Here is a 26,530-nt window from a genome sequence, read left to right as displayed (position 1 = left end):
GTTACGAGGGCAAGCAAGCCTTTAGCCTTGTGGAAGTATTGGCCGATCTTGTGGGGCAGGCTTTCCAGCCTGCCATTATTAGAATTTCAGAGCAGGCAGGTTGGAAAGCCAGCCCCACAAACGCCTGACACCGCACCGAGGGATACGCGCCGCATCCTGCCTGGGCTGGTCGATCCTGCAAAGCCAGGAACCGTCACCCAAAGCGCGGTGTCAAAACAAAAAAGGATTAAGGCCCGTCCACGGTTTTTGGGCCGGTCCCTGGCCCAGTGTAGGACTTTAGACTTGACACCGCGTTTCAGCGATGCTTTAATGAGCAGTTCATTGCTCAGGAGGCATATTATGTACGCCATCGTCCAAACCGGCGGTAAGCAATACAAGGTCCAAGCGGGAGATCAGATCAAGGTCGAGAAGCTCAGCGCAGAACCGGGCGCTCAGATCAATCTGGATCAGGTCCTCGCAGTGGCTGAAGCCGACAGCATCACGCTGGGAAACCCCATGATCGGAGACGCCCTGGTAAAAGCCACGATCGTCCGCACCGCTCGGGACAGGAAGATCATCGTATTTAAGAAGAAGCGCCGACAGGGGTACAAGAAGAAACAGGGTCACCGCCAATGGTACACCCTGCTCAAAATAGACAGCATCGTACCGACGGCCGCTTCCGAGACGAAAGAGCCCACCCCCGCGGACGCGGAGTAACCAAGGACAGGAGGAAAGACCATGGCCCACAAGAAGGCAGGAGGAAGCTCCCGGAACGGACGAGACAGCCCGGGCCAGCGCCTCGGAGTCAAACGTTTTGCCGGGCAGATGGTCAGGGCCGGCAGCATCCTGGTCCGCCAGAAGGGAACCGCTATCCATCCCGGTGAAAACGTCGGGGTGGGGCGAGACTATACTCTGTTCGCAAAAATAGATGGGGTCGTGAAATACGAGCGCAAAGACCGCAACAGAAAGCGCGTGGTCATACTGCCCGTCTGACGCCCCCAAGATTGTGTAACCTAACCCGCAAAGGAATTTGATAGGCAACAGAGTTTTCTCGTGCCCCGGTCATAAAACTTCATATCTGATCCGTTTGGCAGTTTCCGCTGACAGCGGAAGCTGCCAAACGGGCATGATATAGAAGTTTTTGGAGAGGGGTGCGGGGAGGAACCTTTTTACAAAAAGGTTCTCCCCGCAATTTCCTCTGCTGCTCCGCTCGCACTTCACCTTCGCCAACCCCAGTAGAACTACATTGAAATTCGTAGATCAAGCCAGAATCAGAGTGATTTCCGGAAAAGGGGGCCGCGGTTGCCTCAGCTTTCGACGGGAGGCCTTTGTCCCCAAGGGAGGCCCTGACGGCGGCGACGGTGGTAAGGGTGGCGATGTGATTATTGAGGCGGACTCGTCTTTGAACACGCTTCTTGACTGCCAGTACCAGCAGTTGTATCGAGCCAAGAACGGCGGCCACGGCTCGGGGAGTAACCGCCAGGGCCGTTCAGCGGCCGATATTGTCATCAAGGTTCCTGCCGGCACCGTCGTGAAGGACGACGAAAGCGGTGAAGTCATAGCGGATTTGGACAGCCCGGACAGTAAGTTTGTCGTGGCGAAGGGGGGCGAAGGGGGCCGCGGCAACGCGCGTTTCGCCTCTTCACGAAACAGGGCCCCCAGACGTTTTGAAGAAGGCTGGCCCGGAGAAGAAAAGTGGCTGATGCTCGAACTGAAGCTCATTGCCGACGTCGGGCTTGTGGGGCTGCCCAACAGTGGCAAATCCACCCTGATTTCACGCGTGAGCAACGCGCGGCCCAAAATCGCAGACTATCCCTTCACGACCAAAGTCCCGGGTCTGGGTGTGGTACGCGTCGGCGACGACACGGATTTTGTGATGGCTGACATCCCAGGCCTTATAGAAGGCGCGCACAAAGGCGCGGGTATGGGAGACAGATTTCTGCGGCATGTGGAACGAACTCGCTTGCTTCTGCATCTCATTGATCCGTCCCCGCAGTTGTCACCCGGCCCGCAGGAACGGTTCTCCATGATTATGGGAGAGCTTGCCTCTTATTCTGAGGATCTGATAAGAACCCCCATGATCGCGGTGATCACGAAAATGGACCTGCCCGAGAATCGGGAACCCGCGGCCAAGCTGAAAAAGGCATTCCTGAAGCAGGGCATTCCGGTCCATGAGATTTCCGCTGTGACGGGCGAGGGAGTGAAAGAGCTTCTGAGTCACACCGCGCAACTCTTGAAGAAGATCCGTAAGAGCCAATGAGCGACACGTCGGTTAGACAAGAGATTCTGGCTTGCGTCAGGCGCGTAGTCCTGAAACTGGGCTCCAGTGTGGTTACAACGCCCGACGGGCTGGATGGCGAAACCATCGGCAGGATAGTTGATGAGGTATGCAATTATAAGAAGCTCGGCAAAGAGTTCATCATAGTGTCATCAGGGGCCGTGGCCGCGGGCGTTCGGCACATGGAGCTTAGAGCAGGCGCGAGAACGATTCCTCAAAAGCAGGCCGCCGCGTCCATAGGGCAGAGCCGCCTCATGGCTGAGTACGAGCATGCCTTTGGCCGCTACGGGATACGGGTGGGTCAGATGCTCCTGACAAAGGACGACCTCACCGACAGGAGAAGATACCTCAACGCGGCCAATACCTTGACCACCCTGCTTGGGTGGGGGGTCGTGCCGATCATCAACGAGAACGACACTGTTATGGTGGAAGAGATCAAGTTCGGTGACAACGACAACCTGTCAGCTCTGGTAGCCACCCTCGCCGACGCGGACCTGTTGCTCACGTTGAGCGACATTGAAGGATTCATGGACTGCGACCCGCGCAAGGACCCCAATGCCTGTATCATATCTTTGATTGAAGAGATCACCGACGAGATCAAGGGCATGGCCTCGGACGCGTCGTCAGGGCCTGGAAGGGGCGGAATGGCCTCGAAGCTGGAAGCCGCCGCCAAAGTCAGAATTTCCGGTATTCCCATGATCATAGCGGGCGGCAAGATTCCAGGCATAATCGCTCGCACCATGTCGGCCGAACTGTGTGGGACTCTCATCATGCCGGCCAAGGAGCGCATTTCGGCCAGGAAACACTGGATAAGGTACAACCTGAACCCTGAAGGGGAGATTGTCGTGGATGCGGGCGCTGCAAGAGTGATCCGTTCCCACGGAAAGAGCCTTCTTCCGATAGGTGTCATCCTGGTCCGAGGAAATTTTGACGACGGCGCGGCCGTAACGGTTGAGGATGACCAGGGAAACAAGATCGCTGTAGGACTAATGAATTATTCATCCGATGAAATGCGCAAAATAATGGGTCATCAGACCTCGGAGATTGATTGGATACTCGGTTACCGGCGAAATGACGAAGCCATCCACGCGGACAATCTGGTCGTCCTAGACCAGGAGCCACACGGAAGAATTGTTGAAACGTGAAGCATCCGCGATACGAGTTGCTTTGTGCAGAAGCGTATTTACAAAAGCATTTGGCCCCGCGGGTACGGCTCGGAGACTGTCTCAAGAGTCATAGAACTGGCGGCATCGTGTTGTGGGGACGGCAATTGTTCCTCCTGGGTGGCCCGGACGCCACGCGTCCGGGTCGCGAAGCGACAAGAGGTGTATTTTCTGCGCGTCGGTCCAGTAATGGCGTTAGGACGATCCCGTATACATGAGCAAGCACCTCCTGTTCCTTCGGAACCCGGAGGCAGTGGCCTCCGGGCCACCAGGCGGAATCGTTTACAGCAGTTGCCTATAGCAAGCCAAAATCATGTACGGTTGGTCGCGAGGAGGCCACTAGCGGCAACGTGATAATATTAGGCAATTTGTTTGTGGCGGGTGCCACTGCTGGCTTGCCCAGCAGTGTGCCTTGAGCCAGCAGTGGCACCCAAGAAGGCGTCCTCTTTCATCCAAGGCCCGATGAAAAGGGACGAGAAATTCTGACAGCCGGCACCATAGCCACTTCCCGCACCATCCGCGACGCCAAGCTCCCATAATCAGCCGTTTTTACACCTCGGGTCGGTCCTCGGCCCTTGACAATAATCGCACGATGAATAACTGAAAAACGACAGTGTAAGGGCCGGTTAAGATTGATGTTTTAGCGTGTTGACGCGCGCCTTGGCTTGCCCTTGGCACGGCGGACGAAATTCTGTTGAGCCTCTGTTCAATGCCGGTCGGGAAGGAATCCGGTCTCGTTTGAATATCCTTTCGAGCCCGGTCGGCGAGTTGGCCGAGTGCCGCAGCGATCTCGTAGAGCACGGTCTGGTCGCATCCAGACTGACAGAATCATTGGCAGGAGGGGATGAAAGATGTTTCGACTGAGGACAGGCAGAGATCCCCTTTGGGGTGAGTTTGATCGCCTTCAAAGAGGAATGGACGAATTGTTCGGCGCTTTGACCGGCACTCGACGACCTTGGCAGGAGCCGTTCTGGCGAGAGGCGCGCCTCTTTCCCCTGATCAATGTGAAAGAATCGGATGCTTCCTTCACCGTCACCGCGGAAATTCCGGGGATGAAGAGCGAGGATTTGGAGATCAAGGTGGAAGGGGACCTTCTCACACTCAAAGGTGAGAGAAAGCCTTATGAAATGAATGAAGGAGCCAGCTACCATCGCAGAGAACGTGCCACAGGGACCTTCCAGCGGAGTCTCACGCTTCCTACGAGGGTGAATCCTGACAACGTGACCGCGACATACAAGCACGGGGTGCTGACAATCACCTTGAACAAGGAGCCCGCGACTGCACCCAAACAGATCAAGATTGTCTCGGAATAACGCGGAGAAAGGAGGAAACGAGAATGGCCGATCAAGAAATCCAAGCTGCTCCAAAACAGGAACTGTCACCCGCGGCAGGAGAATTCACCCGCGAAGGAGTGTATTTCTCGCCTGCGGTAGATATTTTTGACAATGAAAGAGAACTGGTTGTCCTGGCAGACATGCCGGGGGTGAGCGTCGAAGACGTGGAAATAGATCTTCGGGACAACGTCCTTTCCATCATCGGCAAGATGAAGCCTGATGGCGAAAAAGGCGACTTCTTGCTCCGCGAATATCGCACGGGTAATTACTTCCGGACCTTCCGGATAACTGAGGTAGTGGACCAGTCCAGGATCACGGCAGCCATGGCGGACGGGGTGCTCAGGCTCGTTCTGCCAAAGGTCGAGAAGGCAGTTCCTCGAAAGATCCCTATTGCCGCGGAATGAATCTTCGCCTGTGGGGCCTATTTTTCAAGAGCGTTATAACGCCCGTCGTTCCCGCGAAGGCGGGAACCTTGTAGGCGCCGGGCTCCGTGCCGGTGCACTTTTTGGCCGGCAGGGACGCCGGCCCTACGATCCCTACCTCCGCAGGAATGACGGAATGGAGTGCCTGCCAATCGGACAAAAATTATGGCAACCGCTATATTCCTACCTAAATTGCCTCCTCAAATGCGAACCGGTATCGGTCTCTGTCCCTCGAACCGGCTGATTCGGTGGGACATCGCCCTTGACAGCCGTCCGCTGATGTAAGACATATTATTTGAGAACATTAAGGAGCGACTTATGGCTGTTCGACCCATCGTGGTCGTTCCGCACGAAGCGTTGACGCGAGCCGCGGAAGAAATCACGGACATAGACGATCGGATACGCAAACTCGCCCACGACATGGCGGAAACCATGTACAAGGCGCCCGGGCTGGGACTGGCGGCCAATCAGGTGGGAGAGTTGTGCCAATTGATTGTTATCGATGTGGAATACCCCTACGCCGAACCCAAGGACCGGAAAAAGAAACCCATCTGGCTGATTAATCCGGAGATTTGCCTCTGTGAAGGACAAGCCGTCAAACAAGAGGGGTGCCTGAGCGTTCCCGAATTCGAAGTCGACGTTAAGCGCTCCGAATCCGTTCAGGTTAAGGGGATAGGTCTGGACGGCAAGCCTATTCAGATCGAGGCTGAGGGGCTCTTGGCTCGCGTCCTTCAGCATGAAATAGACCATCTTCATGGCACTACGCTGCTCGATCATGCTTCCGCGCTCAAACGTAGTTTGTACCGACGACGTATCGGAAAATCGGCAAGGAGGAAGAATTGAATCTCAGGGTGGTCTTTATGGGATCTCCTGAGTTTGCCGTTCCCACTCTTGCTGCTCTTCATGCCAACTTTCAGGTTATCGGAGTATTCACTCAGCCGGACAAACCTAAAGGTCGGGGAAGGAAACCACTGCCGACGGCTGTGAAGATCGCGGCCCTCGAAATGGGGCTCCCGGTGTCGGAGCCCCAGGATGTGAGAAGTCCCGAAACCGTGGCTCTCCTGGCGGAATGGAAACCTGATGCGATAGTTGTTGCGGCATATGGAAAGATCCTGCCGGAACAAATATTGGATCTCCCGCCCATGGGATGCGTGAATCTTCACGCGTCGTTCTTGCCCCGTTATCGTGGGGCTTCACCCATTCCCGCAGCGATCCTTGCCGGAGACGAGTTTGCGGGAGTGTCCACAATGCTGATGAACAAGGGGATGGACACCGGTGACATCCTGCTGCAGAGGACAGTCCCGGTGGACAAGGAAGACACCGCGGGATCGCTTCACGACAAACTCCTGGAACCGGGAGCGGATTTGGTAGTCCAAACCTTGAAGAAAATGCACGAAGGAACGATCGAGCCACAGCCCCAGGATCATTCGCAGGCCTCCTACACCCGTCCGATGTCCAAGGAAGACGGCCGTTTGCAATGGCAGCAAGATGCCGAGCATCTGGATCGAGTGGTTAGGGCGATGAATCCCTGGCCTGGCGCTTTCTTCCTTTGCTCGGAGGAGCCTATTAGGGTCTGGAAAGCGGCCCCGAAACACGGCGCCGCTTCGCCGGGGTTTATCGCCGGCGTCCGGGAAGACGGTATCGCCGTGGGGACGGGCAAAGGATTGTTGATCCTTCGCGAAGTTCAAGCCCCGGGTAAAAAGCGCATCGCTGCATCGGACTTCGCGCGCGGGCGCAGACTGAAAGAGGGAGACAGGTTTGATTGAAAGGACGAATCAGAAGCAACTCAGCCCGTATTCGTCGCGAGGAGTGCAGACGTGCGGAGTATGGCTCTCGTCCAAGTTATTGACTGATTGGTGGCGCGTTCCCGGATCGCCCTTGGTAATCGTCCTGATTCGGCGGGCACGGCCCGCCCTACCATAGTACGGCGCCCTTCCCGTAGGGCGGGCTGTGCCCGCCGATTGCGGTCAGTGGCAGGAGCCTTAACCGGGCAGTGTTTTCGGACATTTTTTCCCGCTGTGGGTATAATGGGCGTAAGGCCCAATCCGAGAAAAAACATAACCTAACTAAGGATGGAGATTGCCGATGAATCAAGTCAAGACCGTTGTTCTGCTGACCGCTCTGATGTCGCTGCTTGTGGTCATTGGAGCAATTATCGGAGGCAAAAACGGGGCGACCATAGCTCTGGTAATTGCTCTGGTGATGAACTTCGGAAGCTACTGGTTCAGCGACAAGATTGTGCTGAAAATGTATAACGCGCAGGAGGTCACCGAGACCGAGGCGCCGGACCTTTTCAACCTCGTGCAGCGGCTAACCACACAAGCGGGCCTGCCTATGCCCAAGGTGTACATCATCCCCGATGAGTCTCCCAACGCGTTTGCCACCGGCCGGAATCCTTCTCATGCCGCGGTTGCCTGTACCACGGGTATCTTGAGGCTCTTGTCGTGGGAAGAACTCGCCGGCGTCATCGGCCACGAGCTTGGCCACGTCAAGAACAGGGACATCCTGATTCAAACGGTTGCGGCAACCATAGGCACTGCCATTACCTATCTAGCCCAGTTCGGATGGCTTTTTGGAGGCCGATCCGACGAGGAGGGCAGAGGCGGGGGATCCATAGTCGGTATGATCCTGATGATGATTCTCGCTCCTATGGCCGCGGCAGTGATTCAGATGGCCATCTCTCGATCCAGGGAATACATAGCGGATGAGACCGGCGCGCAGATTTGCGGCCATCCGATGTGGCTTGCCGGTGCCTTGGACAAGCTCAGACGCGGAGTCCAAGAGGTTCCCATGGATGCGAACCAGGCAACTGCTCACATGTTTATCGTAAATCCTCTCTTCGGAGGGGGCATTTCAAGCCTGTTCTCAACCCATCCGCCCATCGAGGAAAGGATCGCCAGACTGCAGCAGATGGCGGGATACTGAACCGCAGGTAAACGAGGCAAAAGAACGGTCCGCGATAAGCTCTTGGCGCATTTCGCGTAGACCTGCGGTCGGGGCGCGTCTACCCATTAGTGGCAAGACACTTTTACAGCGAGTGTCAAGAGTAGTGTCCGATTACGAAAAGTGCCTCTTGGAAATTGGTACGTCGCGGCCTCCGGAAACTGTCTCAAAACTGGCGATTTCATCATGCGGTCTGTAGGGGCGGTTCGTGAACCGCCCGAAATCAGGGCGCTTCTCGAAGCGCCCCTACCCTGGAATCCCTCGATTCCACGATTTTGAGACAGTTTCCCCGTGCCGGCACACTCGTCCCGCGAAGCGCGGGATTCAATCCCGCGTTCTACTCAGGACTTCTGAACCCCGGTGCCTGCCCCGGACTTTGATCCGGGGTTTGCCAGGGTGACGGAGCACCTCTCATTGCTGTCGGCCCTTCACCCTATCCTCTGGTGAAACCGACCTTATTTTTGGCAACGGTTATAGCAATGATCAACCCTTTAGACGGAATCAAGATCGCGACTGGAGCGCTGAGAGTCAACGTCATGCGCTCCCTTCTCACCATGCTCGGCATTGTCATTGGCGTTGGAGCAGTGATATTGATGGTGGCCGTCGGGGCCGGGGCCCGCGAACTGATCGGCGATCAGATCCGCTCAATAGGGAGCAACCTCATACTTGTAGTTCCGGGTGCGGCGATGCAGACGGGGGTTCGGCTGGGATCGGGTTCTGTGCACACGCTGCGAGCATCGGACGCAGAAGCCATTGCCAAGGAATGTCCGGCTGTGAACTTTGCAGCCCCGGTCTGGGGCGAGGTTACTCAGGCGGTTTACGGCAACAAAAACTGGAGGACCAGGATTACCGGAACAACCAGGGACTATTTCCCCGTCCGCGAGTGGACCGTCAGGTACGGCAGGATGTTCACACCGGAGGAAGAGCACAGGGCCGCCAAAGTAGCTGTCGTTGGCGGTACGGTCGTGGAGAATCTTATGGGAGACACTTATCCCTTGGGAAAAGTGATCCGAATTAAGAACGTTCCTTTTACCGTTATCGGGGTCCTGGAGAAGAAAGGCCAGTCTCCGCGGGGAGACGACCAGGACGATGCGGTCTTCGTTCCGTTAAAGACGTCACAATACAGACTTTTCGGAACACCCTTCCCGGACGAGATCAACGCTATTCTTGTGCAATCAAAGGAGGTCTCGCTCATTCCGGAGGCTGAAAAACAGATCAACGAGCTTCTAGCCAGGCGCCACAAAATTGCCCGCGGCCAGGAAAAAGACTTTACGGTGCGCAATCTGACGGAGATCCTTGCTACGGCTGAAAAAACGTTAAATATTATGACCACGCTTCTAGGCGCGATCGCGGCAATCTCGCTGGTAGTAGGCGGAATCGGAATAATGAACATAATGCTCGTTTCGGTCACCGAGCGCACCAGAGAGATCGGCATTCGAATGGCAGTCGGCGCGCGTTCCGCGGACATCCTTTCCCAGTTCTTGATCGAAGCCGTGGTGCTGTCGATGTTGGGCGGGATAATAGGGACCGCGCTTGGGACGGCCGGAGCGTACGCCTTTGCTAAGACAAGCGGCTGGCCGGCTCTGATAAGCCCGCTGGCCGTGGCCGTTGCATTGCTGTTCTCCGCCGCCGTAGGGGTGTTCTTCGGATTCTACCCGGCCTTTAAAGCCTCTCGGCTCCATCCTATTGAAGCGCTGAGGTATGAATAACAGACTCAGACCAATGCGCTTTCGTACAAGTGAAGATGGCGGGCATCCCGCGTCCCGCGGGACCGCCACCGCATTATGGTAGCGGCCAGAGCCTGCCCCGGACCGCGATCCGGGGTCCCTGCCGGCCATTGTTAATGTCACTTCTTTGAACGCGCATTGGCATCAGACGACCCGCGGCCGAACTGGTGTCCATCTATACTCCTCACCAGAAACCCCATGCTGATTTCTCGGCTCCAGGAGTTCTTGACTGTTTTGCTAAGAAAAAGCTTGCAGGGAAGTTACTGCATTGTTATCATGTTTCACAAGGCAGCTATGTTCGGTACTCGCGCGCTGCTTCGTCGGCACAAGCGGTAGAGGGGCACAGCGCTGTGCCTCAAATTGCCCGCCGGCGTGAGGTCCGTCCTATGTCCTACCACTCTTTCAAGATCGGGCATCTCAAAATGATTCGGAGCCTGCTTTAACCTGGAAGGCCGCGGCCGCCCATCGGCTCAGGTTAAAGCGCCGTCAATTCTCGGGCCGGCATTGTTGCGTGCCAACTCTCGCCGCGTCACCGGCCAATCCGCACAACGCACCTCCCCAATCGGCAAGAAATGGAGGATGCCATGCCAACTTTTCTCTCCATACACCAGGAGAACGATGTGGATAGGGTTACCCTTGAATCAAGGTGGACCGAGATTTCAAAGGACCGTCGAGCCCTCTGGCACATGACACTTTTCAACGTGGAACTGGGAAAGCGGTACTGTGAATGGGAAGCCCCAAACAGGGAAACCATAGAGCAAATTTTCCAGGAACTCGGTATTAAGTGGACCGAGATTCTGGAGGTAGGGGTAACCTTGTCCTCCCGATGGCGAGTTTGGGAGATTCGATCCGGAGGGATCTCGGCGGGAAGAGCATGAAATGAACACAAGTTGGCCGCGGCTGCCAGACGCGATCTGTCCGACGAGAGAGGAGAAGAAAATGCCTCACTTCATGTCGATTCATAATGAGCCTTCAGTCCCGGTAGAAAAAGTTGAATCGCGATGGATGAATCTGGCGCAAGAAAGCAGGGCAGTTTGGATCAAGACGTGGCATGTCCTGGATTTGACGAGACGTTTTTGCTGGTGGGATGCCCCGGATAAGAAGACGCTGGAAGAGATATTCCGGGACTCTGAAATTTCTTGGGAGGAAATTGTTCCGGTTCGTCTTACCATCCCCAGTGAATGGAGATGGCGCGAAGATTGATTGTCGTTCCCATAAAAACGCCTCGAAGGCAACCGGCAATCCCGCGTTCAGCGCGGGACGGCGCTACCGTCGTTTTCATAATTAGTTGTGGCGTTCGCCGCCATGGAAGTTGGTTGGATTTTAGAGATCATGGAACCGAAACTACATTGAAGCCCGCCCTTGCGATGACTGAATAAATGTCAAGACCTGGCGCCTCCTCTTTGATCAATCCAAGATCCGGTTGTGGCATCAGGGGCATCCGTGAGCTATGTTGACGGCGGACGGCACTGAGCAACCCCCGCTCAGATGCCATAATTGGAGCGATTGCTCAAGAATGATGTCTGCAATTCCGGTCCGCGTATGTCTGAAAATTATGAAGAAGTAGGATAAGACCTGTAGCGACCTCTATTTCCTTATGCGCGGGTTATTTTCGAAACGACACACGCAGAGTAAAGGGAACTTTCGATTCTGCCGCAGAGGTGATATAGAATCCTGGCGCGTGTCAATCATCTGCCGGGAGGAGGACCATCCGCAAGTCAAGGCCTCTCCTTGAACAGGACCCCATTGCACAAGGACTGTTCGACAAGGCGTTCGCTCCCGAAGGGTCGTCTGGCTTCGATACTCCTGTAGGAATGGTGCCGGGGGCGTCCCACAGGTGGTGGGCCTTCGAGGTCCGGGTTCCGTTCTTAGCCTCTTTCGGATGGTCGAGCTACTCGCTGCCTCTGCGCAGGCGAAGCCTCGAAACTTGGTTGACGCGGTAGTATATTAGTGGCAGGTGGCAATAACCAACATCTGTGCCGCCGGCAATAATGATAGTAAGGATCTTCAATGCTAAGAAACACCTTTTGTCACATTCCCGGAATCGGGCCAAAATCGGAACACGATCTGTGGAACCGGGGCATCCGCTCTTGGGATGACGTTGCCCAGGCGCGTTCCCTCGAGTCGGTCCCGAGCCGATATTATCTCTTGAGAAGTCGGGTTAGAGAATCCATCCAAAGTCTGAAAGAAGGCGACTGTCGTTACTTTGCCGAGGCGCTGCCGACGAGTCAACACTGGCGCCTGTTCGGCGACTTCCGTGATTCAGCGGTTTACCTGGACATTGAAACCAGCGGACTCGCGGGAGGGGGGAGCTGCATCACAACCATCGCCACATTCGACGGCAAATCGGTGATGTGGTACGTAAAAGGTCGGAATTTGGAGCAATTCAAGCAAGATATTCAGAAGTACAAACTGGTGGTCACTTACAACGGGTCTTGCTTCGACGTTCCGTTCATCGAGAGTTATTTGAAAATACGGATGAGACAACCGCAAATCGACTTGAGATTCCTGTTGAAAAGCCTCGGTTATACCGGTGGTTTGAAAGGTTGTGAGAAGAAGCTGGGGCTCGACAGAGATGAATTGGACGGCGTGGATGGTTACTGCGCAGTGCTCCTGTGGAACGACTTCGCGACAAGGGGAAACAAAAAGGCCCTGGAGACCCTATTGGCTTATAATGTGCTCGACGCAGTGAACCTGGAAACCCTCATGGTCACTGCTTACAACCTTAAACTCCGTGAGACCCCTTTTTACGAAACCCATCAACTGCCGCTGCCCGGCCCTGTTCGCAACCCCTTCGAGCCGGACAGGGAGACGGTGGATCGGATATTGGAAGTGCGCTACGCCTATTCGTGATATGAGTCGGCGCCAAAGAACAATTAGGAGCCCTGAAACCAATCTATCATGCTGAAACTTCCGCTCCCTGTGCCTGGAGATCCCGAAGGCGACCGCATACCCGGCGACGTGCCATTTGTGGTGGACGCTCACGTTCATCTCTTTCCGGACACGCTATTCGAAGCAATATGGTCGTGGTTCGACAATTTTGCCTGGCCTATCCGGTACCGGATGAAATCGCCCGAACTCATAGAGTTCCTGCTCTCACGCGGTGTCGGACACATTGTGGGGCTGCATTACGCTCACAAACCGGGCATTGCACGGAAGCTGAACGGGTACATGGCGAAGCTCTGCGATCGTTATCCCCAGTTGACCGGCTCCGCTACCGTGTTTCCAGGAGAGGAGGACGCCCGCGGCATATTGAAAGAGGCATTTGAGATGGGCCTCAAGGCGGTCAAGCTGCACGCGCATGTGCAGTTCTTCCGTATGGACAGCGAGGAAATGCGAGAGATTTACGAGGCCTGCTCTGATTCGGGCAAGCCACTGGTGATGCATGTGGGACGTGAACCCAAGAACCCGTACTTTCCATATCCGGTTGACCCCTATTCGATTTGCGCAGCGGACAAGCTGGAGAAAGTAATCAAGGATTACCCCCGGCTAAGGGTTTGCGTTCCGCATTTAGGCATGGATGAAGACGATGCTTACCGCAGGATGATCGAACAGTACGACAACCTGTGGCTGGACACAACAATGGTGCTGGCCGACTACTTCCCCCTAAGCAGCCCACCTTCGCTCGGCGATATGCGCGCGGACCGGATCATGTACGGAACTGATGTCCCGAACATACCTTACGCCTGGGACAGAGAAATCAAGAAACTGTGTCAAATGGGTCTTCCGACGGAGTCGCTGGATCTTATTCTGGCCAAGAATGCACGAAAATTCTTCTCGATATCTGGCTGAAGGAGCGTCTCAACAACCAACATGTTGACAGTATTGGGCCAAGGTGTAAGGCACGGCATTAATAAGCTTTATCGCGAAGCCTCACCCCGACAATTTCGACGACTCGGTCGGAATCATCGACTGTATAGATCACGCGATATTTTCCCACCCTTATTCTATAACCGTTTCCGGCACTAAGCTTTGTGCATCCGGAAGGCCTAGTATTGGACTCCAGTTCCAGTATGGCCTTTGATATTCGGGCATGAGTCTCGGATTCCAATGAATCCATTTCCTTTCGAGCCGACCTTTTGATTCGAACCTCGTAAAGTCCGGAGGCCGTCACTGGCTCCGCCCCGCAAGATACTCCCTGAAGGATTGGGAGGGCTCGTTGCTCCTCTCAATAATTAAGATGGAATCCAGGAGGTCTTCGAGCAGATCGGATTCCTTGGCCACTTCTCGCGCGACGCTTTTGAAAAGCGCGTCGTCTTCGATGGCTCGGAAGGCTTTCAGGGTCATCACGAGAATTTGGGCAAGATCTTCCCGGAATTGACGTTCCGTGCTCAGGCTCTCTAAGAGGGCATGGCGGTCCTCCTTCGACATCGCCCTAAAAGCCCCCAACAAATCCTCATGGGTGGTCGCGTCCAAAGTCATGGGCCTTCCTCTCTGTCGTGGCAGTTCACTTCTAGCATGCAATCAGAGCAGTCCTATTGAAAATCCTCTTCAAAAAGAGTATCTCAGGTTTGGCCTCCGGTCAACCACGCGAAGAAGCCAATCAATGGACCTTGCACTCATCTGAGGAAATCTACTGGCAGGTCCTATTGCCCTTTCGGGTAAAGAGCCTGCAAAATCATATGGTTCCATGCCGCCCCTTGTCCTCGAAAGAGCTTTAAGCTAAACAGAGGGGGATGAGTAAGGAAAAGAGCCAAGATCATCCGGAATCACCCGGAGAAGCAATAAAGCCGGACCAAAGCCTGGAGCAAGCGTCGGCGAGACAGGCCTCTTCACAGCGAAAGGGCTTGTTGAAAAGATTTGTCTTGCCTGTGGTAAAGGTTCCTCTTTACCTGGTGTTCGTTGCCGGGTCGGTCGTTCTGATTTTGTTGGGCATAGAATGGCTGGCTGAGCAGATGTTGCGCCGCACTTACCTGGGCGACGTATATGCCAAGAATTTCTCTATGGCACGCCGCGATTTCACGCGGCCTGTTTCTCATTACGACTACGATTTCGTCCCCGGCGTGTGCCTGGAGTACAATACGCTCAAAGGCAACCGCTACGAATACGCCAATAATGCAGGATTTCGCGAGCCAAGGGACCTTGCGGTAGAAAAGCCCGAGAATGAGTTCCGCATCTTTCTTGTGGGAGGATCGACAGCTTACGGGTTGGGAGCAACCGGGGAGGTTGCTCAGGCCATGGATTATTACGGGCTGGAATATCGTGAGACCATCTCCCACATGATGGAAATGATCCTCAACGCGACGACCCCAATCCCGGGAAAGACAATTCGAGTATACAACACAGCGGTATGGGGTTACGCGTATCAACATCATCTGATGCGCCATGTGACCAAGCTGCGCCGATATAGGCCGGACCTGGTGGTTTCTCTGGACGGGGCAAATGAAATCCCGCTGGTAAGCAAGCTTGACCCGGATTGGCAGTATTTCCGGGAAGGTCAGTTTGCCAATATCCTTCAGGCGATCTTCGCATACGATCAGCCGGGCTTGTCCTCCTACCTCACCCTGTGGCTGAAGAACAACACCTTCCTGATGACCTACCTCTGGTCCGGCAAGGATATTTTCCAGGAACTTAATACCGAAGTGCACCATCACAAAGGTGTAATGAATCAACAGGTAAAACCGAATTCACCCGAGAAGTCGGTCGAGGAGATGTCTCGGATTGCGGACCGCAACATCGGAGAAGTGGTGCGCGTTGTGGAAGACTATCACAGCGTGTTGGAAAACGACGGTGTACGGCACATATTCGCGTTGCAGCCCTGGTTTTATTTGAGCAAGAAGCCACTGGACGACAGAGAAAAAGCCTTGGCCTCCGTCAAAGGATACCGGCATTACTATGGCGTGCCCTCGGACAAGATGTATCAGTTAATTGTTGAAAAGATTAAACAAAGCGCCGCAAAAAAGCAGTACTTTGTCGCCGACTTCTCCGATTATTTTGACGATGTCTCCGAGTGGGTTTTCACTGATTGGTGCCACCTCACTGCCGGAGCGAATTACCTTGTCGCCAAGGAGTTGTCGAATCTTGTCAAACAGCATATCTTGGGCCGCAGCTTGAGCGACGGCGATCGAGTCGTAGAAAAAGATTCCCATTTCTGGGACCTGGCAGCGTCGGCAACGGTTGCCTATGCGCCTGCGGCAGATCTGCCGGACAATGGGCCAAAAAATATGTTTTCCGGTTATCCCGGAGAATTGCTATATTCCTCCCGGCCCTTGGCTCCCGAGGAGAAGCTTGAGGTGGTTCTGGACCTCGGCCGGACATTCCCTGTGAGTCGCGTGAGGCTTGTGTGGGCCGATGACACCTCGGTTCCGGAAGAATGGGCCGTGGAAGCCTCGACTGACGAGAAAAACTGGCAGCCCGTCGCAAGGGGTGATCGAAAGCAGACAGACAGGTTTTCGCGGTGGCCCGGCTTCGAATACTACGGCGCGGAGCCTGTTGAAGCCCGTTTCTTGCGGTACAGGCCGATGACTAAGGGTCAGAGAGTCATTAAACTAAGATCGTGGAGTGTCTTCCGGTAGGATTTAGATGAATATATTGGGAATTTCAGCTTATTATCATGACAGCGCCGCATGCCTGGTTCGGGACGGCAAGATCTTTGCCGCGGCCCAACAGGAGCGTTTCTCGAGAGTCAAGCACGACCACCGCTTCCCTCATGACGCGGTAGCCTACTGCTTGAAGGAAGCCGGAATCAAGGCCAATGATCTTGATTACGTCGTGTTCTACGACAAACCCTTTATAAAGTTCGAGAGAATCCTGGAAACGTACCTGTCTTATGCCCCTCGCGGTCTGGCCTCCTTCATTCTGGCCATGCCCCTGTGGCTCAAACAGAAGCTCCACCTTCCCAAACTCATCCGGAAAAGCCTGGATTACGAGGGCAAGATCCTCTTTCCCGAACACCACGAATCCCACGCCGCGAGCGCTTTCTTCCCTTCTCCGTACCAAAGGGCCGCGTTTCTTACCATGGACGGAGTCGGCGAATGGACCACCACGAGTTTCGGGGTAGGGGAGGGGAACAAAATCCGCATTGATTACGAGATCCAGTTTCCCCATTCGCTGGGGCTCTTGTATTCCGCGTTTACGTATTTCACCGGCTTCAAAGTGAATTCCGGAGAATACAAGGTTATGGGCCTTGCGCCATATGGTGAGCCGAAATACGTCGATGTCATACTCAAGGAGTTGATCGACATTAAGGAAGACGGTTCATTCAAGCTGAACATGGACTACTTCACGTACCCGTACGGCTTGACCATGACGGGACGGGCATTTGAAAAAACCTTCGACGGCCCGGCGAGAAAGCCGGAGAGCAAGCTGACTCAGCGCGAAATGGACCTGGCGAAGTCGATTCAGGTTGTTACCGAAGAGGTGATGATCCGCACCGCGCGGCACATACACAAGCTTACCGGTGAGAAACACCTGTGCCTCGCGGGTGGTGTCGCTCTGAATTGTGTGGGTAACGGCCGGATTCTCAGGGAGAGCCCGTTCGAGGACATATGGATTCAGCCTGCTGCCGGAGACGCAGGTGGCGCACTGGGAGCCGCCTTGTTCGTATGGCACCAGCTCCTGAACAATGGCAGAGTAGTGGACGATGTTCATGACCTTCAGATGGGCTCGTACCTGGGGCCGTCGTACTCTGAGGCCGAGATAAAGGAATTCCTCGATTCCAGAGGGTACCCGTACGAATACATCGCGGACGGAAACCTGCCAGGCGTTGTGGCGGACTTGATAGCGCAGGAAAAGGTCATCGGATGGTTGCAAGGCCGGATGGAGTTCGGCCCTCGAGCGCTCGGCGCCAGATCCATCATAGGCGATGCACGCAGCGCCAAGATGCAGTCCCAGATGAACCTCAAGATCAAGTATCGTGAGAGTTTCAGGCCTTTTGCGCCGTCGGTATTGATGGAAGAGGTCGACAAGTATTTCGAATTGGACCGGCCCTCACCGTATATGCTTTTGGTGGCATATGTGGACGAAAAGATCCGGCGCGAAATGAACGATGAAGAACAGAGACTGTGGGGCATCGATCAGCTTAACGTAGTGCGTTCCGACGTGCCCGCGATCACCCATGTGGACTATTCCGCGCGGATCCAGACGGTTCACAAGGAGACTAATCCTGTGTATCATGAGATGATCGAGGCGTTTAGGCAAAAGACAGGGTGTCCCGTGATCGTCAACACCTCTTTCAACGTGCGCGGGGAACCCATTGTCATGAGCCCTGAACACGCGTATCTTTGTTTCATGAGGACAGAGATGGATTATCTGGTGCTAGGGCCGTTTGTCCTGGACAAAACCAAGCAGCCCAAGCTAAAGGATGACACGGACTGGAGAAGCCAATACGAACTCGACTGAGACCGGCGGGATTCAATCGGCATGAATATAATTCAGGATATCAAAGAAGAAATACGAGCTGTCTCGGGAGAGCCGACCAGTAAAGACCTCAACCTGCTCGCGGGGCTCTTCCTTGTCATACCCACAGCAATAGGGTGCTACCTGGCGTTCTGGAAAGGGTCGTGGAACGGGTACGTCTGGATTGCCGCTGGTATTGCGTTGGCGGTTACCAGGCTGATTCCACCGCTGTTTAAGGCAATTTACCGACTCTGGTTGGGATTTTCAGTAGTCCTGGGGTATTTTATTTCCAGGATCATTTTGACCATAGTTTTCTTCATTGTTTTGATGCCGACCGGATTGATCATGCGAATAGTCGGCAAAGATCCCATGGAAAGAAAAATCGATCCCGCAGCTTCTTCGTACTGGAGACGCAAGGAGCCACAGGACGACACAAGCGTAGAACGATACGAAAAGCAGTTTTGACTACCGGCTGGACCGGGCAGGAGGAAAGATAGATGTCTCTTGTTGCAGAGTTTTGGGACTTCATGAAAGTGCGCAAGAAATTCTGGCTGGCCCCGATTCTCATAGTTCTGGTGGTTCTGTCCGCTTTCATAATTCTAGCGGCCAGTTCGCCGGTTGCAGCGCCTTTCATTTACACTCTGTTCTAGGAAGCGGTTTTGCACGCTGCTTGAATCAGGCAGGAGGGAAGGGTGCATGTCCCTTGTTGCGGAGTTTTGGGATTTCATGAAGGTGCGCAAGAAGTTCTGGTTGGCCCCGATTCTCATATTTATCGTGATTTTGTCGGCTTTCGCGATTTTGGTGGCCAACTCGCCCATTCTGACGCCTTTCATCTACCCATTCATGTAAGTTTGGCTGGCAAGCCCGCGGTGAGAACTCCGTGCGAAAGGAGTTCCCACCGCGTGTTTCTTTAGGAGCCGATGGCCGCGGGACTGCCCCACTTCTGTAAACGGAAAGGTTTTTTCTTGCCTATGACCAGTATTCCAGGAGCAACTCATGACTGAACCTCGCCACTCTGCGGAAACGCCTTCCTCGACGACGGAGTCCGCTGCGGCGCGGGTATCGCCTCCGTCCGAATCGAAAGGCATTAGTGGAAAAAAGAGCGGCTGGCAGCGCGGTCTGGTTCGGTTCGTCCTGGCGGCCCTTTATATATTGTTTCTGGCTGTTGTCGTATTGGCGCTCCTGGCCGCTATGGAATACTACGCGTATATGCAGGTCAAGGCCTCTCCTGTGGGACAGGCATACAAGAACAAAAGCCTGGAATTGGCTCGCCAGAGTTCGCAAGTTGTCGCTCCGCAATATGGTTACGAACCCACTCCCGGTTTTGTCGCGGTGCGTGACACCCACTTGGGGAACTCTTACGAGTACATAAACGACGAGAACTTCAAAGACTTTGAAAGCGTTCCGCTCGAGAAGCCGGACGATGAGTATCGGATCATCGTGACCGGCGGATCGGTGGTGTACGGCCGAGGACCTGTTCCGCCCGCAGACAGGGTGGCCGATTTTTACGAAGTTACGTTCAGATGGAACATCCCGCACCTGATCCAGGAAATCCTCAACGCGGACCCGCGTGTCCGTGAGAAGATCAGCGGCAAAAAGGTTAGAGCCATTAACGCTGGTGTGCCCGGATACGTGTATCAGAACAACCTGATGCGATATCTGGCAAAACTCCGGCTGTACCGGCCGGACCTCGTGGTGGCCCTGGACGGCGCAAATGAAGTCCATACAGTGGCCCGTCCCTTAAAGGATTGGAACTACTTCTCGGAAGGGCAATATTTCCAGGTAGTCACTGACGTGATGGATATGGGCAGCAAGGGGCTGACGAACTACCTGACGTTGTGGCTGAAGAGGAATACGTATTTTTTTACCTGGCTTGCTCTGCGCCGACAAGAGGGGCCCGGCACCCTGATGGAAGAAGTGGGGATTGCTGCACATCCGCAAGACGCCACTCCGGAAATGATCGAATACAGGAACAAAAACATTGCGCAAGTGGCGGATGTTGCAGCGATTTACCACAAAACGCTCGAGACTGACCGAGTGCCCCATGTGCTCGCGTTGCAGCCGATGTTCCGTAACTGCAAGAAGAAGCGCACCCCCATGGAGGACAGGATAGAAGCGGTCACGGGGATGCAGAAAGTAGGCTTCTATGACGCGGCCGACACGTACAACAAACTGGTGGAACAGGTAACCAAGAGATGCCGGGAAGAAAACTTCGAAGTCGCTGACCTTACCGGTATTTTTGATAGCACCAAAGGGTGGGTTTTCACGGACTGGTGTCATCTGACCAACGGCGCGAATTACGTGATAGCAAAAGAGTTGGCCAACCTCGTAAAGACACGCATAATGGGGCTGCCTCTCGAAGGGAGCGACATTCTTCATAATCCCCCGGATTCGTACCTGGAGGATTACTCCAAGGATGCGAAGGTCCTTGTCAACAACCGTCCAGCTGATGAAGGCTTGCATATCTTGAAGGGATACCCCGGGGCTAACATCCTTGAGGTGGCTCCCTCCGAGGGAGGCGGAGCGCGTGCGGTCGTCCTGGATCTAGGATCCGTGGTCCCGATTTCCAGGCTAAGGATAGTGTGGGCAGATGACCAGGCGGTGCCGGCCGAGTGGCGGTTGGAAATGTCCGAGGACGGTAAGGCGTGGAAGGATTGGATTAGCGTAAGTGCGACCCGGACGGATGGATACGACCAATGGCCGGGTTATGAACACTACTCCCGGCAGGAAATGCCGGCCCGATATGTGCGTTACGTTCCTTCAGGGGAAGCCGAAAAAAAGGCTATCCGTTTGCGGCAGCTCAGTCTCTTCCGATGAACTTGCCCTTGGGAAAAATTTTCCTGATTTGACAAAACAGTTTGTCTCCGCGAAGCAAATAAGGTATAAAAAGAAGTTTAATATTCCTTGAACGCGGATAGAGGCCTTCGCCGACGCGGAACATGGAGATCGAAACATGCCGAAGCTAAAAACATGCCGCGGCGCGGCAAAAAGATTTACCGTGCTGAAAAGCGGAAAGATCAAGAGAAAGAAGGCTTACCATAGCCACATTCTGACCAGCAAGTCCACCAAGCGGAAAAGAGGGCTCAGGCAAGGCGCTTTTATAGACGCCAGCGATTCGGTGAATGTCAAGAGGCTCTTGCCTTACGCGTAGATTGACACGGTACCGGTTCACCGGAACATTATCAGTGGTTCGGAACCACGACGGTGAAATCATAATTACGATGTGTGAAAAAACGGCCGGCCGAATCACCGGCAGTTTCTCTCTCGAAGGAGTCAGTGATGCCTAGAGCACGATGTGCCCCCGCCAGCAGAGCGAGGCGAAAGAAAATTCTCAAGGCTGCCAAGGGCTTCGTGGGCGGTCGTAGCAGAACCTTGAAGCAGGCCAAAGAGACCCTCGAACGAGCCCTATGCTATGCTTACCGCGACCGTCGAACAAGAAAGCGGGACTTTCGGCGCCTCTGGATAACCAGAATAAGCGCTGCTGCCAGAACAAACGGACTGCCGTACAACCGGTTGATAGAGGGACTCAAGAAGGCCCAAATCGCCCTGGACAGAAAGATCCTCGCAGATTTGGCCGTCTCAGATCCCGTGGCCTTTACCAGCATAACTCAGCAGGCCAGGGCAGCTCTGGAGGCTTAAAGATTGTCTGCCGGAAACGGGTCTTGAAGGCTTAGCCTGGAACGCCCGCCAGGTGAACTATCTTTCACGAAAAGACAGCGGTCTCCTCAGGCCGCTTTTTTATTGATGGGCGGGAGATTATGTTCCTGCAAGCGTTGCACTTGACTCCGCACCGACCTTCAACCGACAAGGCCTGTCCGAACCTTTGTGGGGACCGGCCCCCGGAAACTGTCTCAGAATTCATCGGTGCTGGGGAATCGTGCTACGCGGGGTGGCCCGGAGGCCACTGCCTCCGGGTTCCGAAGGAACAAGAGGGGCTGTTACGAGGACACTACCCTGTCCAAAGACTGTCGGCGCTACTCGCAGGCTGGAAATCACCTCCTGTCGCTTCGCGACCCGGACAAAATTTCCGGCAACCGGCGTCACGTGTAGTAGTAGGGGCGGTTCGTGAACCGCCCTCAATCAGGGCGCTTCTCGAAGCGCCCCTACAAGACCCCCTTACACAAGGAGTTTGAGACAGTCTCCTCGCGCTTGCCAAACAAGGATGGTTTTGAACCAAAGGGCGGACGCGGAGGGCAGCCCCGTACAATCCCCTGTTGCCGTTTCCACGGTTGTAGAGGCTAATACCAATGCGCTATCAAAGAGGTAATATCTGGATCTGGTCCCTATCAAAAATCCCCCCAACCTCCCTTTAGGAAAGGGGGGTAATGCCCCGACTTCCCCCCCTTTGTAAAGGGGGGAAAGGGGGGATTTTGACGGCCGACAATAATTCCGCTTCCATCCAGATCACTTTTTTGACCGCCAACTGGTATGACGCAATTTTCGATGCGTTTGGCATCGCGCTCCGCTTCGCGATTTAGACCTGAATGGCCACCATCTCATAGAGGCGACCTACACCATGAAAGATCATCTTGAAAAGCTCAGAGAAAAGAATTTGGACCTCATTAGTGGCATTAAGGACGAAAAGATCTTGGCTGAGGCCAAGGTCCGCGTGCTTGGCCGCAAAGGCGAGTTGACTTCGGTGCTCCGCGGGCTGAAAGACCTTGACCCGGAAGAGCGCTCCAAACTGGGCCAGTTGGCCAACCAGATCAAAGCCGAGCTGGAAGACCAATTCAGTCAGGCCGAGGAAGCCATTCGCCAAGAGGCCGAACGCCAAAAACTGGTGTCCGAGTTCATCGACGTGACTCTTCCGGGTCGGCGGTCCATTCTCGGGCGCAGCCATATCCTCCACAGAGTCACCGATGAGCTTATCGAGGTGTTCAGAGGGCTCGGTTTCCAGTTGGCGGAAGGTCCGGAAGTAGAGCTTGATTATTACAACTTCGAGGCCCTGAACATCCCCAAGGACCACCCGGCTAGGGACATGCAGGATACTTTCTACTTTTCGGACAATGTGGTGCTCAGAACGCACACTTCTCCAGTCCAAATCCGAACGATGGAGAAGCAAAAGCCGCCGGTTAGGGTAATTTGCCCGGGCAAAGTTTATCGCCGCGACGCGGACATCACTCATTCCCCGATGTTCATGCAAGTCGAGGGCCTGTGGGTGGACCGCGGGATCTCACTCGCGGACCTCAAGGGCGTCCTCACGGCTTTCGTGCACGAGTACTTCGGGGAGAAAGTGGCTCTGCGTTTTCGCCCCAGTTTCTTTCCATTCACGGAGCCTTCCGCGGAGGTGGACATACAGTGTGTGATCTGCGGGGGCAGCGGCTGTAGGACTTGTTCTTCCACCGGTTGGCTGGAAATCCTGGGTTCGGGAATGGTCGACCCCGAACTCTACCGGTTCGTGAACTACGATCCGGAGATATACACCGGTTTTGCCTTCGGCATGGGCGTCGAAAGGATTGCGATGCTCAAGTACGGGATACCGGACATCAGGACCTTCTATGAGAACGATATGAGATTTCTCAGTCAGCTATGAAATTGCCTGGAGACACTTTTTGCATGATGGACTGGACCCTTGGTTCCGCTTGACGTTACGGGATGTTAGGAACCTGTCATTGCGAGGGCGTAGCCCGAAGCAATCTCCACTGGTGGGACAGGCGTCTCGCCTGTCTGTTGGAATGAAGGGCAACCCCGCGCAGAACGCGGGGCCGTCCCACCGAAAATGAGATTGCTTTCCCGCGGAACGCGGGATTTCACTCCTCGCAATGACAATCCCTCGCGGCATCCTAGAGAAGAGGCTGGAAGCCATGTGTTCACGGCATTGGCAAAATCTGCGGAGCTAAGGTAACAATCCTTTGCATAAAAGTTTTCTCTGCTCATGCGATCAAACACTGATTTTTACACAGAGGGGTAAAAGGAAATGCTCGTCAGCTACAATTGGCTGAAAGAGTTCGTGGAAATCGATCAATCCGCGGAAGAGATAGCAGAACTGCTTACCATGGCCGGAATCGAGGTCGAAGCGGTCAACCATGTGGGCCGAGGCCTGGATAAGGTCGTAACGGCCAAGATAGAAGGAATTACACCGCATCCCGCGTCCGAAAAGATGAGCCTGGCGCGTATCAGCCTGGGAAGCCGCGAAATCGAAGTGGTCTGCGCCGCGCCCAATATTCGCGTGGGCCAGATAGTCCCTTACGCAGGTCCGGGGACGGTCCTTCCTTCGGGCCTTGAAATAGCCGAGCGCGAGATTAAAGGGATCTCTTCCCCGGGGATGCTCTGTTCTGAAAAGGAACTGGATTTGGGCGACGATGCCTCGGGCATCCTGGTGCTGGAAGAAGGCGTCAAGACGGGTGTTCCGTTGCCTGATGCGCTGCCCTTCATAGAAGACACGATGCTCGAGATTTCCGTTACTCCTAATCGAGGGGATTGTCTTTCCGTGCTCGGAATTGCCAGAGAAGTCGGCGCCCTGACAGATAGGCCGTGGAAGATCCCCGATTTTCCTCTGGAAGAAGGGCCTGTCAAAATCCAAGACCGAGCCAGCATAGAAGTTCCTGATTATGACCTCTGTCCGCGTTATGTGGCCCGTATGGTGGAAGGGGTAACTATCAAAGCGTCGCCCTTTGACATTCGCCTGCGCCTTTCCCGGTGCGGGATACGACCCATATCCAACGTTGTGGATGCCACTAACCTGATTTGCCTTGAATGCGGCCAGCCGTTGCACGCGTTTGACTACTCGTTCCTCCAGGATGCAAAAATCGTTGTACGAAGGTGCGACGCGGGAGAAACCTTTGTCACCCTCGACGGCGTGGAACGAAAGCTCCCGGAGAATGCGCTCATGATACGGGACGGGCGCAAGTCAGTGGCTCTGGCAGGTATAATGGGCGGGCTGAATTCTGAGATAAAAGACGACACATCTTCAGTCCTTGTTGAAAGTGCATGTTTCGAGAGATTTGGAATTCGGAGGACTGCTAAAGCCTTGGGCATGTCCACGGAGGCGTCATTCCGCATGGAGCGTGGCGTGGACCCCGAGGGAAGTCTATGGGCGGCTCACCGAGTGGCATATCTGATACATAGACTGGCCGGCGGGACGATCCTTGCCGGACACCTCGACGTATACCACGTTCCCATTGCGAGGCCGAAGGTTCTTCTCAGGGTCGATAAAGCGAATGAGCTGTTGGGCACAGACCTGTCGTCCAAGCAGATGTCCGGGTACCTTCAGCGTCTGGGCCTAAATGTGGAAGCGGAAGGAACGCCGAATCTCCAAGCGATACCACCTTCTTGGCGCTGGGACCTGGAAAGGGAAGTAGACCTGGCCGAAGAGGTTGCAAGGGTCCACGGGTTCCAGAATATACCGCTGAGCATGCCGTCGTACCAGTCAGCTCCGGACAGAACCGGGCAGCATCAAGAGCGAATTCGCCGGGCCGCCGAGCTGATGAACGCCTCGGGGTACACCGAGGTCGTCACAATGTCATTCGTGTCCAAAGAGGCTGCAAAAGAGTTTGCCACGAGGGACCCGGCAGGCGCGACATTGGATCTGATCAATCCGTTGTCGGAAGATTACGCGGTGATGAGGACGTCTCTGATCCCAGGGTTGCTCGCATCCATGAAAAGGAATGTAAATTTCAGGTGGGAAGACCTGAAGCTCTACGAACTTGGCAAGGTCTTCGCCTTAATTCCAGGCCAGGAGCTTCCCAGGGAAGATCTGGTTCTGGCTGGACTGGCTACGGGCGCACGTCATGCGGAGTTGTGGAACGTTTCCAGAGAGGATGAGCTGGACTTCTACGATGTAAAAGGCGCGTTGGAAAACCTCTGTGCTGGCCTCGGAGTGTCGGAACCGACATTTGTCCCTTCCAAGATTCCATTTCTCCATCCAGGAAAATCTGCCGACCTGGTGCTGTCTGGTGCGACCATCGGATTTGTGGGCGAGCTGGCCCCATCCAAGATGCGCGACCACGATTTGGCCCGAAAGGTACATATTTTTGAGATTCTCCTGGAGCCTCTGTTTATTCAAAGCCGCAAGGAAAGAGTTTTCAGTCCGCTTCCTCGCTACCCTTATATCGAAAGGGACTTATCAATTATCGTTGAAAGAAATTGTTCAGGGGATAACATTAAACACTTGATTTCACATCTTGGGCATGATATTATTGCCTCCGTGATCTTATTCGATTTGTATCAAGGAGAATCGATTCCGGAGGGGCGCCAAAGTATGGCCTTCCGGATACGATATCAGTCCGAGGATCGGACGCTGACCGACGAGGAAGTTCAAGAGGTGCACGACGGCATCGTGCAAGCCCTGATCAACGATCTGGGCGCAACGATGCGGGAATAATCCCGACGGGCTGCTGTTTAGAGT

General features: G+C 54.6%; 26 protein-coding genes. 24 read left to right on the top strand and 2 right to left on the bottom strand.

The features are described from left to right. The first annotated feature begins 339 nt into the window (after positions 1 to 339). The 14 genes from rplU to HY913_18185 all read left to right on the top strand — a co-directional run bounded on the left by rplU (position 340) and on the right by HY913_18185 (position 13,638). Positions 340 to 696 carry a 50S ribosomal protein L21 gene (rplU, locus tag HY913_18250; GenBank protein MBI4965223.1) on the top strand — a complete coding sequence of 119 codons (357 nt, stop codon included), beginning with the start codon at positions 340 to 342 and terminating at the stop codon, positions 694 to 696. A 21-nt stretch (positions 697 to 717) separates the two neighbouring features. Continuing rightward, positions 718 to 972 (top strand): 50S ribosomal protein L27, encoded by a 255-nt coding sequence (rpmA, locus tag HY913_18245; protein MBI4965222.1) that lies wholly within the window; start codon positions 718 to 720, stop codon positions 970 to 972. Between the two features lie 253 nt (positions 973 to 1,225). Continuing rightward, positions 1,226 to 2,239, top strand: a complete 1,014-nt coding sequence (gene obgE, locus HY913_18240; GenBank protein ID MBI4965221.1) for a GTPase ObgE — start codon at positions 1,226 to 1,228, stop codon at positions 2,237 to 2,239. Further along, on the top strand, positions 2,236 to 3,402 hold the full coding sequence (gene proB / locus HY913_18235) for a glutamate 5-kinase (protein ID MBI4965220.1): 1,167 nt from the start codon (positions 2,236 to 2,238) through the stop codon (positions 3,400 to 3,402). The genes obgE and proB overlap by 4 nt, the downstream gene beginning before the upstream one ends. Before the next feature lie 869 nt (positions 3,403 to 4,271). Then, a complete protein-coding gene (locus HY913_18230) occupies positions 4,272 to 4,733 on the top strand; it encodes an Hsp20/alpha crystallin family protein (protein ID MBI4965219.1) in 462 nt (153 codons plus the stop codon). 23 nt (positions 4,734 to 4,756) lie between these two features. Next, positions 4,757 to 5,158 carry an Hsp20/alpha crystallin family protein gene (locus HY913_18225; GenBank protein ID MBI4965218.1) on the top strand — a complete coding sequence of 134 codons (402 nt, stop codon included), beginning with the start codon at positions 4,757 to 4,759 and terminating at the stop codon, positions 5,156 to 5,158. A gap of 336 nt (positions 5,159 to 5,494) precedes the next feature. Further along, entirely contained in the window at positions 5,495 to 6,019 is a 525-nt protein-coding gene (gene def, locus HY913_18220; protein MBI4965217.1) for a peptide deformylase, read from the top strand. Next, positions 6,016 to 6,942 carry a methionyl-tRNA formyltransferase gene (locus HY913_18215; protein ID MBI4965216.1) on the top strand — a complete coding sequence of 309 codons (927 nt, stop codon included), beginning with the start codon at positions 6,016 to 6,018 and terminating at the stop codon, positions 6,940 to 6,942. The genes def and HY913_18215 overlap by 4 nt, the downstream gene beginning before the upstream one ends. Before the next feature lie 319 nt (positions 6,943 to 7,261). Then, entirely contained in the window at positions 7,262 to 8,101 is an 840-nt protein-coding gene (gene htpX, locus HY913_18210; GenBank protein ID MBI4965215.1) for a zinc metalloprotease HtpX, read from the top strand. 497 nt (positions 8,102 to 8,598) lie between these two features. Further along, positions 8,599 to 9,828: an ABC transporter permease gene (locus HY913_18205; protein ID MBI4965214.1), complete on the top strand. Its 1,230-nt coding sequence runs from the start codon at positions 8,599 to 8,601 to the stop codon at positions 9,826 to 9,828. A gap of 602 nt (positions 9,829 to 10,430) precedes the next feature. Further along, entirely contained in the window at positions 10,431 to 10,724 is a 294-nt protein-coding gene (locus HY913_18200; GenBank protein MBI4965213.1) for a DUF4242 domain-containing protein, read from the top strand. A 1-nt stretch (position 10,725) separates the two neighbouring features. Then, complete coding sequence (locus HY913_18195; protein ID MBI4965212.1) at positions 10,726 to 11,049, top strand: DUF4242 domain-containing protein; 324 nt, start codon at positions 10,726 to 10,728, stop codon at positions 11,047 to 11,049. A gap of 807 nt (positions 11,050 to 11,856) precedes the next feature. Then, complete coding sequence (locus tag HY913_18190; GenBank protein ID MBI4965211.1) at positions 11,857 to 12,699, top strand: ribonuclease H-like domain-containing protein; 843 nt, start codon at positions 11,857 to 11,859, stop codon at positions 12,697 to 12,699. A 48-nt stretch (positions 12,700 to 12,747) separates the two neighbouring features. Continuing rightward, positions 12,748 to 13,638, top strand: coding sequence for an amidohydrolase (locus HY913_18185; GenBank protein ID MBI4965210.1), 891 nt, complete (start codon positions 12,748 to 12,750; stop codon positions 13,636 to 13,638). A 58-nt stretch (positions 13,639 to 13,696) separates the two neighbouring features. Here the strand turns inward: HY913_18185 and HY913_18180 are convergent, their stop codons facing one another. Both HY913_18180 and HY913_18175 read right to left on the bottom strand, forming a co-directional pair. After that, positions 13,697 to 13,906 carry a type II toxin-antitoxin system RelE/ParE family toxin gene (locus HY913_18180; protein MBI4965209.1) on the bottom strand — a complete coding sequence of 70 codons (210 nt, stop codon included), beginning with the start codon at positions 13,904 to 13,906 and terminating at the stop codon, positions 13,697 to 13,699. 50 nt (positions 13,907 to 13,956) lie between these two features. Further along, positions 13,957 to 14,268, bottom strand: a complete 312-nt coding sequence (locus HY913_18175) for a hypothetical protein (protein MBI4965208.1) — start codon at positions 14,266 to 14,268, stop codon at positions 13,957 to 13,959. Between the two features lie 254 nt (positions 14,269 to 14,522). On the opposite strand from HY913_18175, the gene HY913_18170 reads away from it, so the two are divergent. From HY913_18170 to HY913_18125, 10 genes are all read left to right on the top strand, one after another. Then, on the top strand, positions 14,523 to 16,361 hold the full coding sequence (locus HY913_18170; protein MBI4965207.1) for a discoidin domain-containing protein: 1,839 nt from the start codon (positions 14,523 to 14,525) through the stop codon (positions 16,359 to 16,361). A 7-nt stretch (positions 16,362 to 16,368) separates the two neighbouring features. Then, entirely contained in the window at positions 16,369 to 18,186 is a 1,818-nt protein-coding gene (locus HY913_18165; protein MBI4965206.1) for a carbamoyltransferase, read from the top strand. Positions 18,187 to 18,207: 21 nt separating this feature from the next. Next, positions 18,208 to 18,648: a hypothetical protein gene (locus HY913_18160; protein ID MBI4965205.1), complete on the top strand. Its 441-nt coding sequence runs from the start codon at positions 18,208 to 18,210 to the stop codon at positions 18,646 to 18,648. Between the two features lie 32 nt (positions 18,649 to 18,680). After that, the gene (locus HY913_18155) at positions 18,681 to 18,833 is read left to right on the top strand and encodes a hypothetical protein (protein MBI4965204.1); all 153 of its coding nucleotides are present in this window, start codon (positions 18,681 to 18,683) and stop codon (positions 18,831 to 18,833) included. Positions 18,834 to 18,879: 46 nt separating this feature from the next. Beyond that, positions 18,880 to 19,032, top strand: a complete 153-nt coding sequence (locus tag HY913_18150) for a hypothetical protein (GenBank protein ID MBI4965203.1) — start codon at positions 18,880 to 18,882, stop codon at positions 19,030 to 19,032. A gap of 147 nt (positions 19,033 to 19,179) precedes the next feature. Then, on the top strand, positions 19,180 to 21,000 hold the full coding sequence (locus tag HY913_18145; GenBank protein ID MBI4965202.1) for a discoidin domain-containing protein: 1,821 nt from the start codon (positions 19,180 to 19,182) through the stop codon (positions 20,998 to 21,000). Positions 21,001 to 21,136: 136 nt separating this feature from the next. Next, positions 21,137 to 21,334, top strand: coding sequence for a 50S ribosomal protein L35 (rpmI, locus tag HY913_18140; protein ID MBI4965201.1), 198 nt, complete (start codon positions 21,137 to 21,139; stop codon positions 21,332 to 21,334). 128 nt (positions 21,335 to 21,462) lie between these two features. Next, a complete protein-coding gene (gene rplT, locus HY913_18135; GenBank protein MBI4965200.1) occupies positions 21,463 to 21,822 on the top strand; it encodes a 50S ribosomal protein L20 in 360 nt (119 codons plus the stop codon). An 877-nt stretch (positions 21,823 to 22,699) separates the two neighbouring features. Beyond that, positions 22,700 to 23,716, top strand: a complete 1,017-nt coding sequence (gene pheS / locus HY913_18130) for a phenylalanine--tRNA ligase subunit alpha (GenBank protein MBI4965199.1) — start codon at positions 22,700 to 22,702, stop codon at positions 23,714 to 23,716. Between the two features lie 384 nt (positions 23,717 to 24,100). Continuing rightward, the gene (locus HY913_18125) at positions 24,101 to 26,506 is read left to right on the top strand and encodes a phenylalanine--tRNA ligase subunit beta (GenBank protein MBI4965198.1); all 2,406 of its coding nucleotides are present in this window, start codon (positions 24,101 to 24,103) and stop codon (positions 26,504 to 26,506) included. The last annotated feature ends 24 nt before the right edge of the window (positions 26,507 to 26,530 follow it).

Source organism: Desulfomonile tiedjei (assembly GCA_016212925.1).
GTDB lineage: Bacteria > Desulfobacterota > Desulfomonilia > Desulfomonilales > Desulfomonilaceae > JACRDF01.
The sequence above is the reverse complement of the archived record's forward strand: the minus strand, read 5'-3'. Positions and strand labels throughout refer to the sequence as shown.

Excerpts from the sequence above, each read along its gene's own strand:
- rplU (MBI4965223.1), top strand. The coding sequence starts at position 340 with ATGTACGCCATCGTCCAAACCGGCGGTAAGCAATACAAGGTCCAAGCG.
- rpmA (MBI4965222.1), top strand. The coding sequence starts at position 718 with ATGGCCCACAAGAAGGCAGGAGGAAGCTCCCGGAACGGACGAGACAGC.
- proB (MBI4965220.1), top strand. The coding sequence starts at position 2,236 with ATGAGCGACACGTCGGTTAGACAAGAGATTCTGGCTTGCGTCAGGCGC.
- HY913_18230 (MBI4965219.1), top strand. The coding sequence starts at position 4,272 with ATGTTTCGACTGAGGACAGGCAGAGATCCCCTTTGGGGTGAGTTTGAT.
- HY913_18225 (MBI4965218.1), top strand. The coding sequence starts at position 4,757 with ATGGCCGATCAAGAAATCCAAGCTGCTCCAAAACAGGAACTGTCACCC.
- def (MBI4965217.1), top strand. The coding sequence starts at position 5,495 with ATGGCTGTTCGACCCATCGTGGTCGTTCCGCACGAAGCGTTGACGCGA.
- htpX (MBI4965215.1), top strand. The coding sequence starts at position 7,262 with ATGAATCAAGTCAAGACCGTTGTTCTGCTGACCGCTCTGATGTCGCTG.
- HY913_18205 (MBI4965214.1), top strand. The coding sequence starts at position 8,599 with ATGATCAACCCTTTAGACGGAATCAAGATCGCGACTGGAGCGCTGAGA.
- HY913_18200 (MBI4965213.1), top strand. The coding sequence starts at position 10,431 with ATGCCAACTTTTCTCTCCATACACCAGGAGAACGATGTGGATAGGGTT.
- HY913_18195 (MBI4965212.1), top strand. The coding sequence starts at position 10,726 with ATGAACACAAGTTGGCCGCGGCTGCCAGACGCGATCTGTCCGACGAGA.
- HY913_18190 (MBI4965211.1), top strand. The coding sequence starts at position 11,857 with ATGCTAAGAAACACCTTTTGTCACATTCCCGGAATCGGGCCAAAATCG.
- HY913_18185 (MBI4965210.1), top strand. The coding sequence starts at position 12,748 with ATGCTGAAACTTCCGCTCCCTGTGCCTGGAGATCCCGAAGGCGACCGC.
- HY913_18180 (MBI4965209.1), bottom strand. The coding sequence starts at position 13,906 with ATGGATTCATTGGAATCCGAGACTCATGCCCGAATATCAAAGGCCATA.
- HY913_18175 (MBI4965208.1), bottom strand. The coding sequence starts at position 14,268 with ATGACTTTGGACGCGACCACCCATGAGGATTTGTTGGGGGCTTTTAGG.
- HY913_18170 (MBI4965207.1), top strand. The coding sequence starts at position 14,523 with ATGAGTAAGGAAAAGAGCCAAGATCATCCGGAATCACCCGGAGAAGCA.
- HY913_18165 (MBI4965206.1), top strand. The coding sequence starts at position 16,369 with ATGAATATATTGGGAATTTCAGCTTATTATCATGACAGCGCCGCATGC.
- HY913_18160 (MBI4965205.1), top strand. The coding sequence starts at position 18,208 with ATGAATATAATTCAGGATATCAAAGAAGAAATACGAGCTGTCTCGGGA.
- HY913_18155 (MBI4965204.1), top strand. The coding sequence starts at position 18,681 with ATGTCTCTTGTTGCAGAGTTTTGGGACTTCATGAAAGTGCGCAAGAAA.
- HY913_18150 (MBI4965203.1), top strand. The coding sequence starts at position 18,880 with ATGTCCCTTGTTGCGGAGTTTTGGGATTTCATGAAGGTGCGCAAGAAG.
- HY913_18145 (MBI4965202.1), top strand. The coding sequence starts at position 19,180 with ATGACTGAACCTCGCCACTCTGCGGAAACGCCTTCCTCGACGACGGAG.
- rpmI (MBI4965201.1), top strand. The coding sequence starts at position 21,137 with ATGCCGAAGCTAAAAACATGCCGCGGCGCGGCAAAAAGATTTACCGTG.
- rplT (MBI4965200.1), top strand. The coding sequence starts at position 21,463 with ATGCCTAGAGCACGATGTGCCCCCGCCAGCAGAGCGAGGCGAAAGAAA.
- pheS (MBI4965199.1), top strand. The coding sequence starts at position 22,700 with ATGAAAGATCATCTTGAAAAGCTCAGAGAAAAGAATTTGGACCTCATT.
- HY913_18125 (MBI4965198.1), top strand. The coding sequence starts at position 24,101 with ATGCTCGTCAGCTACAATTGGCTGAAAGAGTTCGTGGAAATCGATCAA.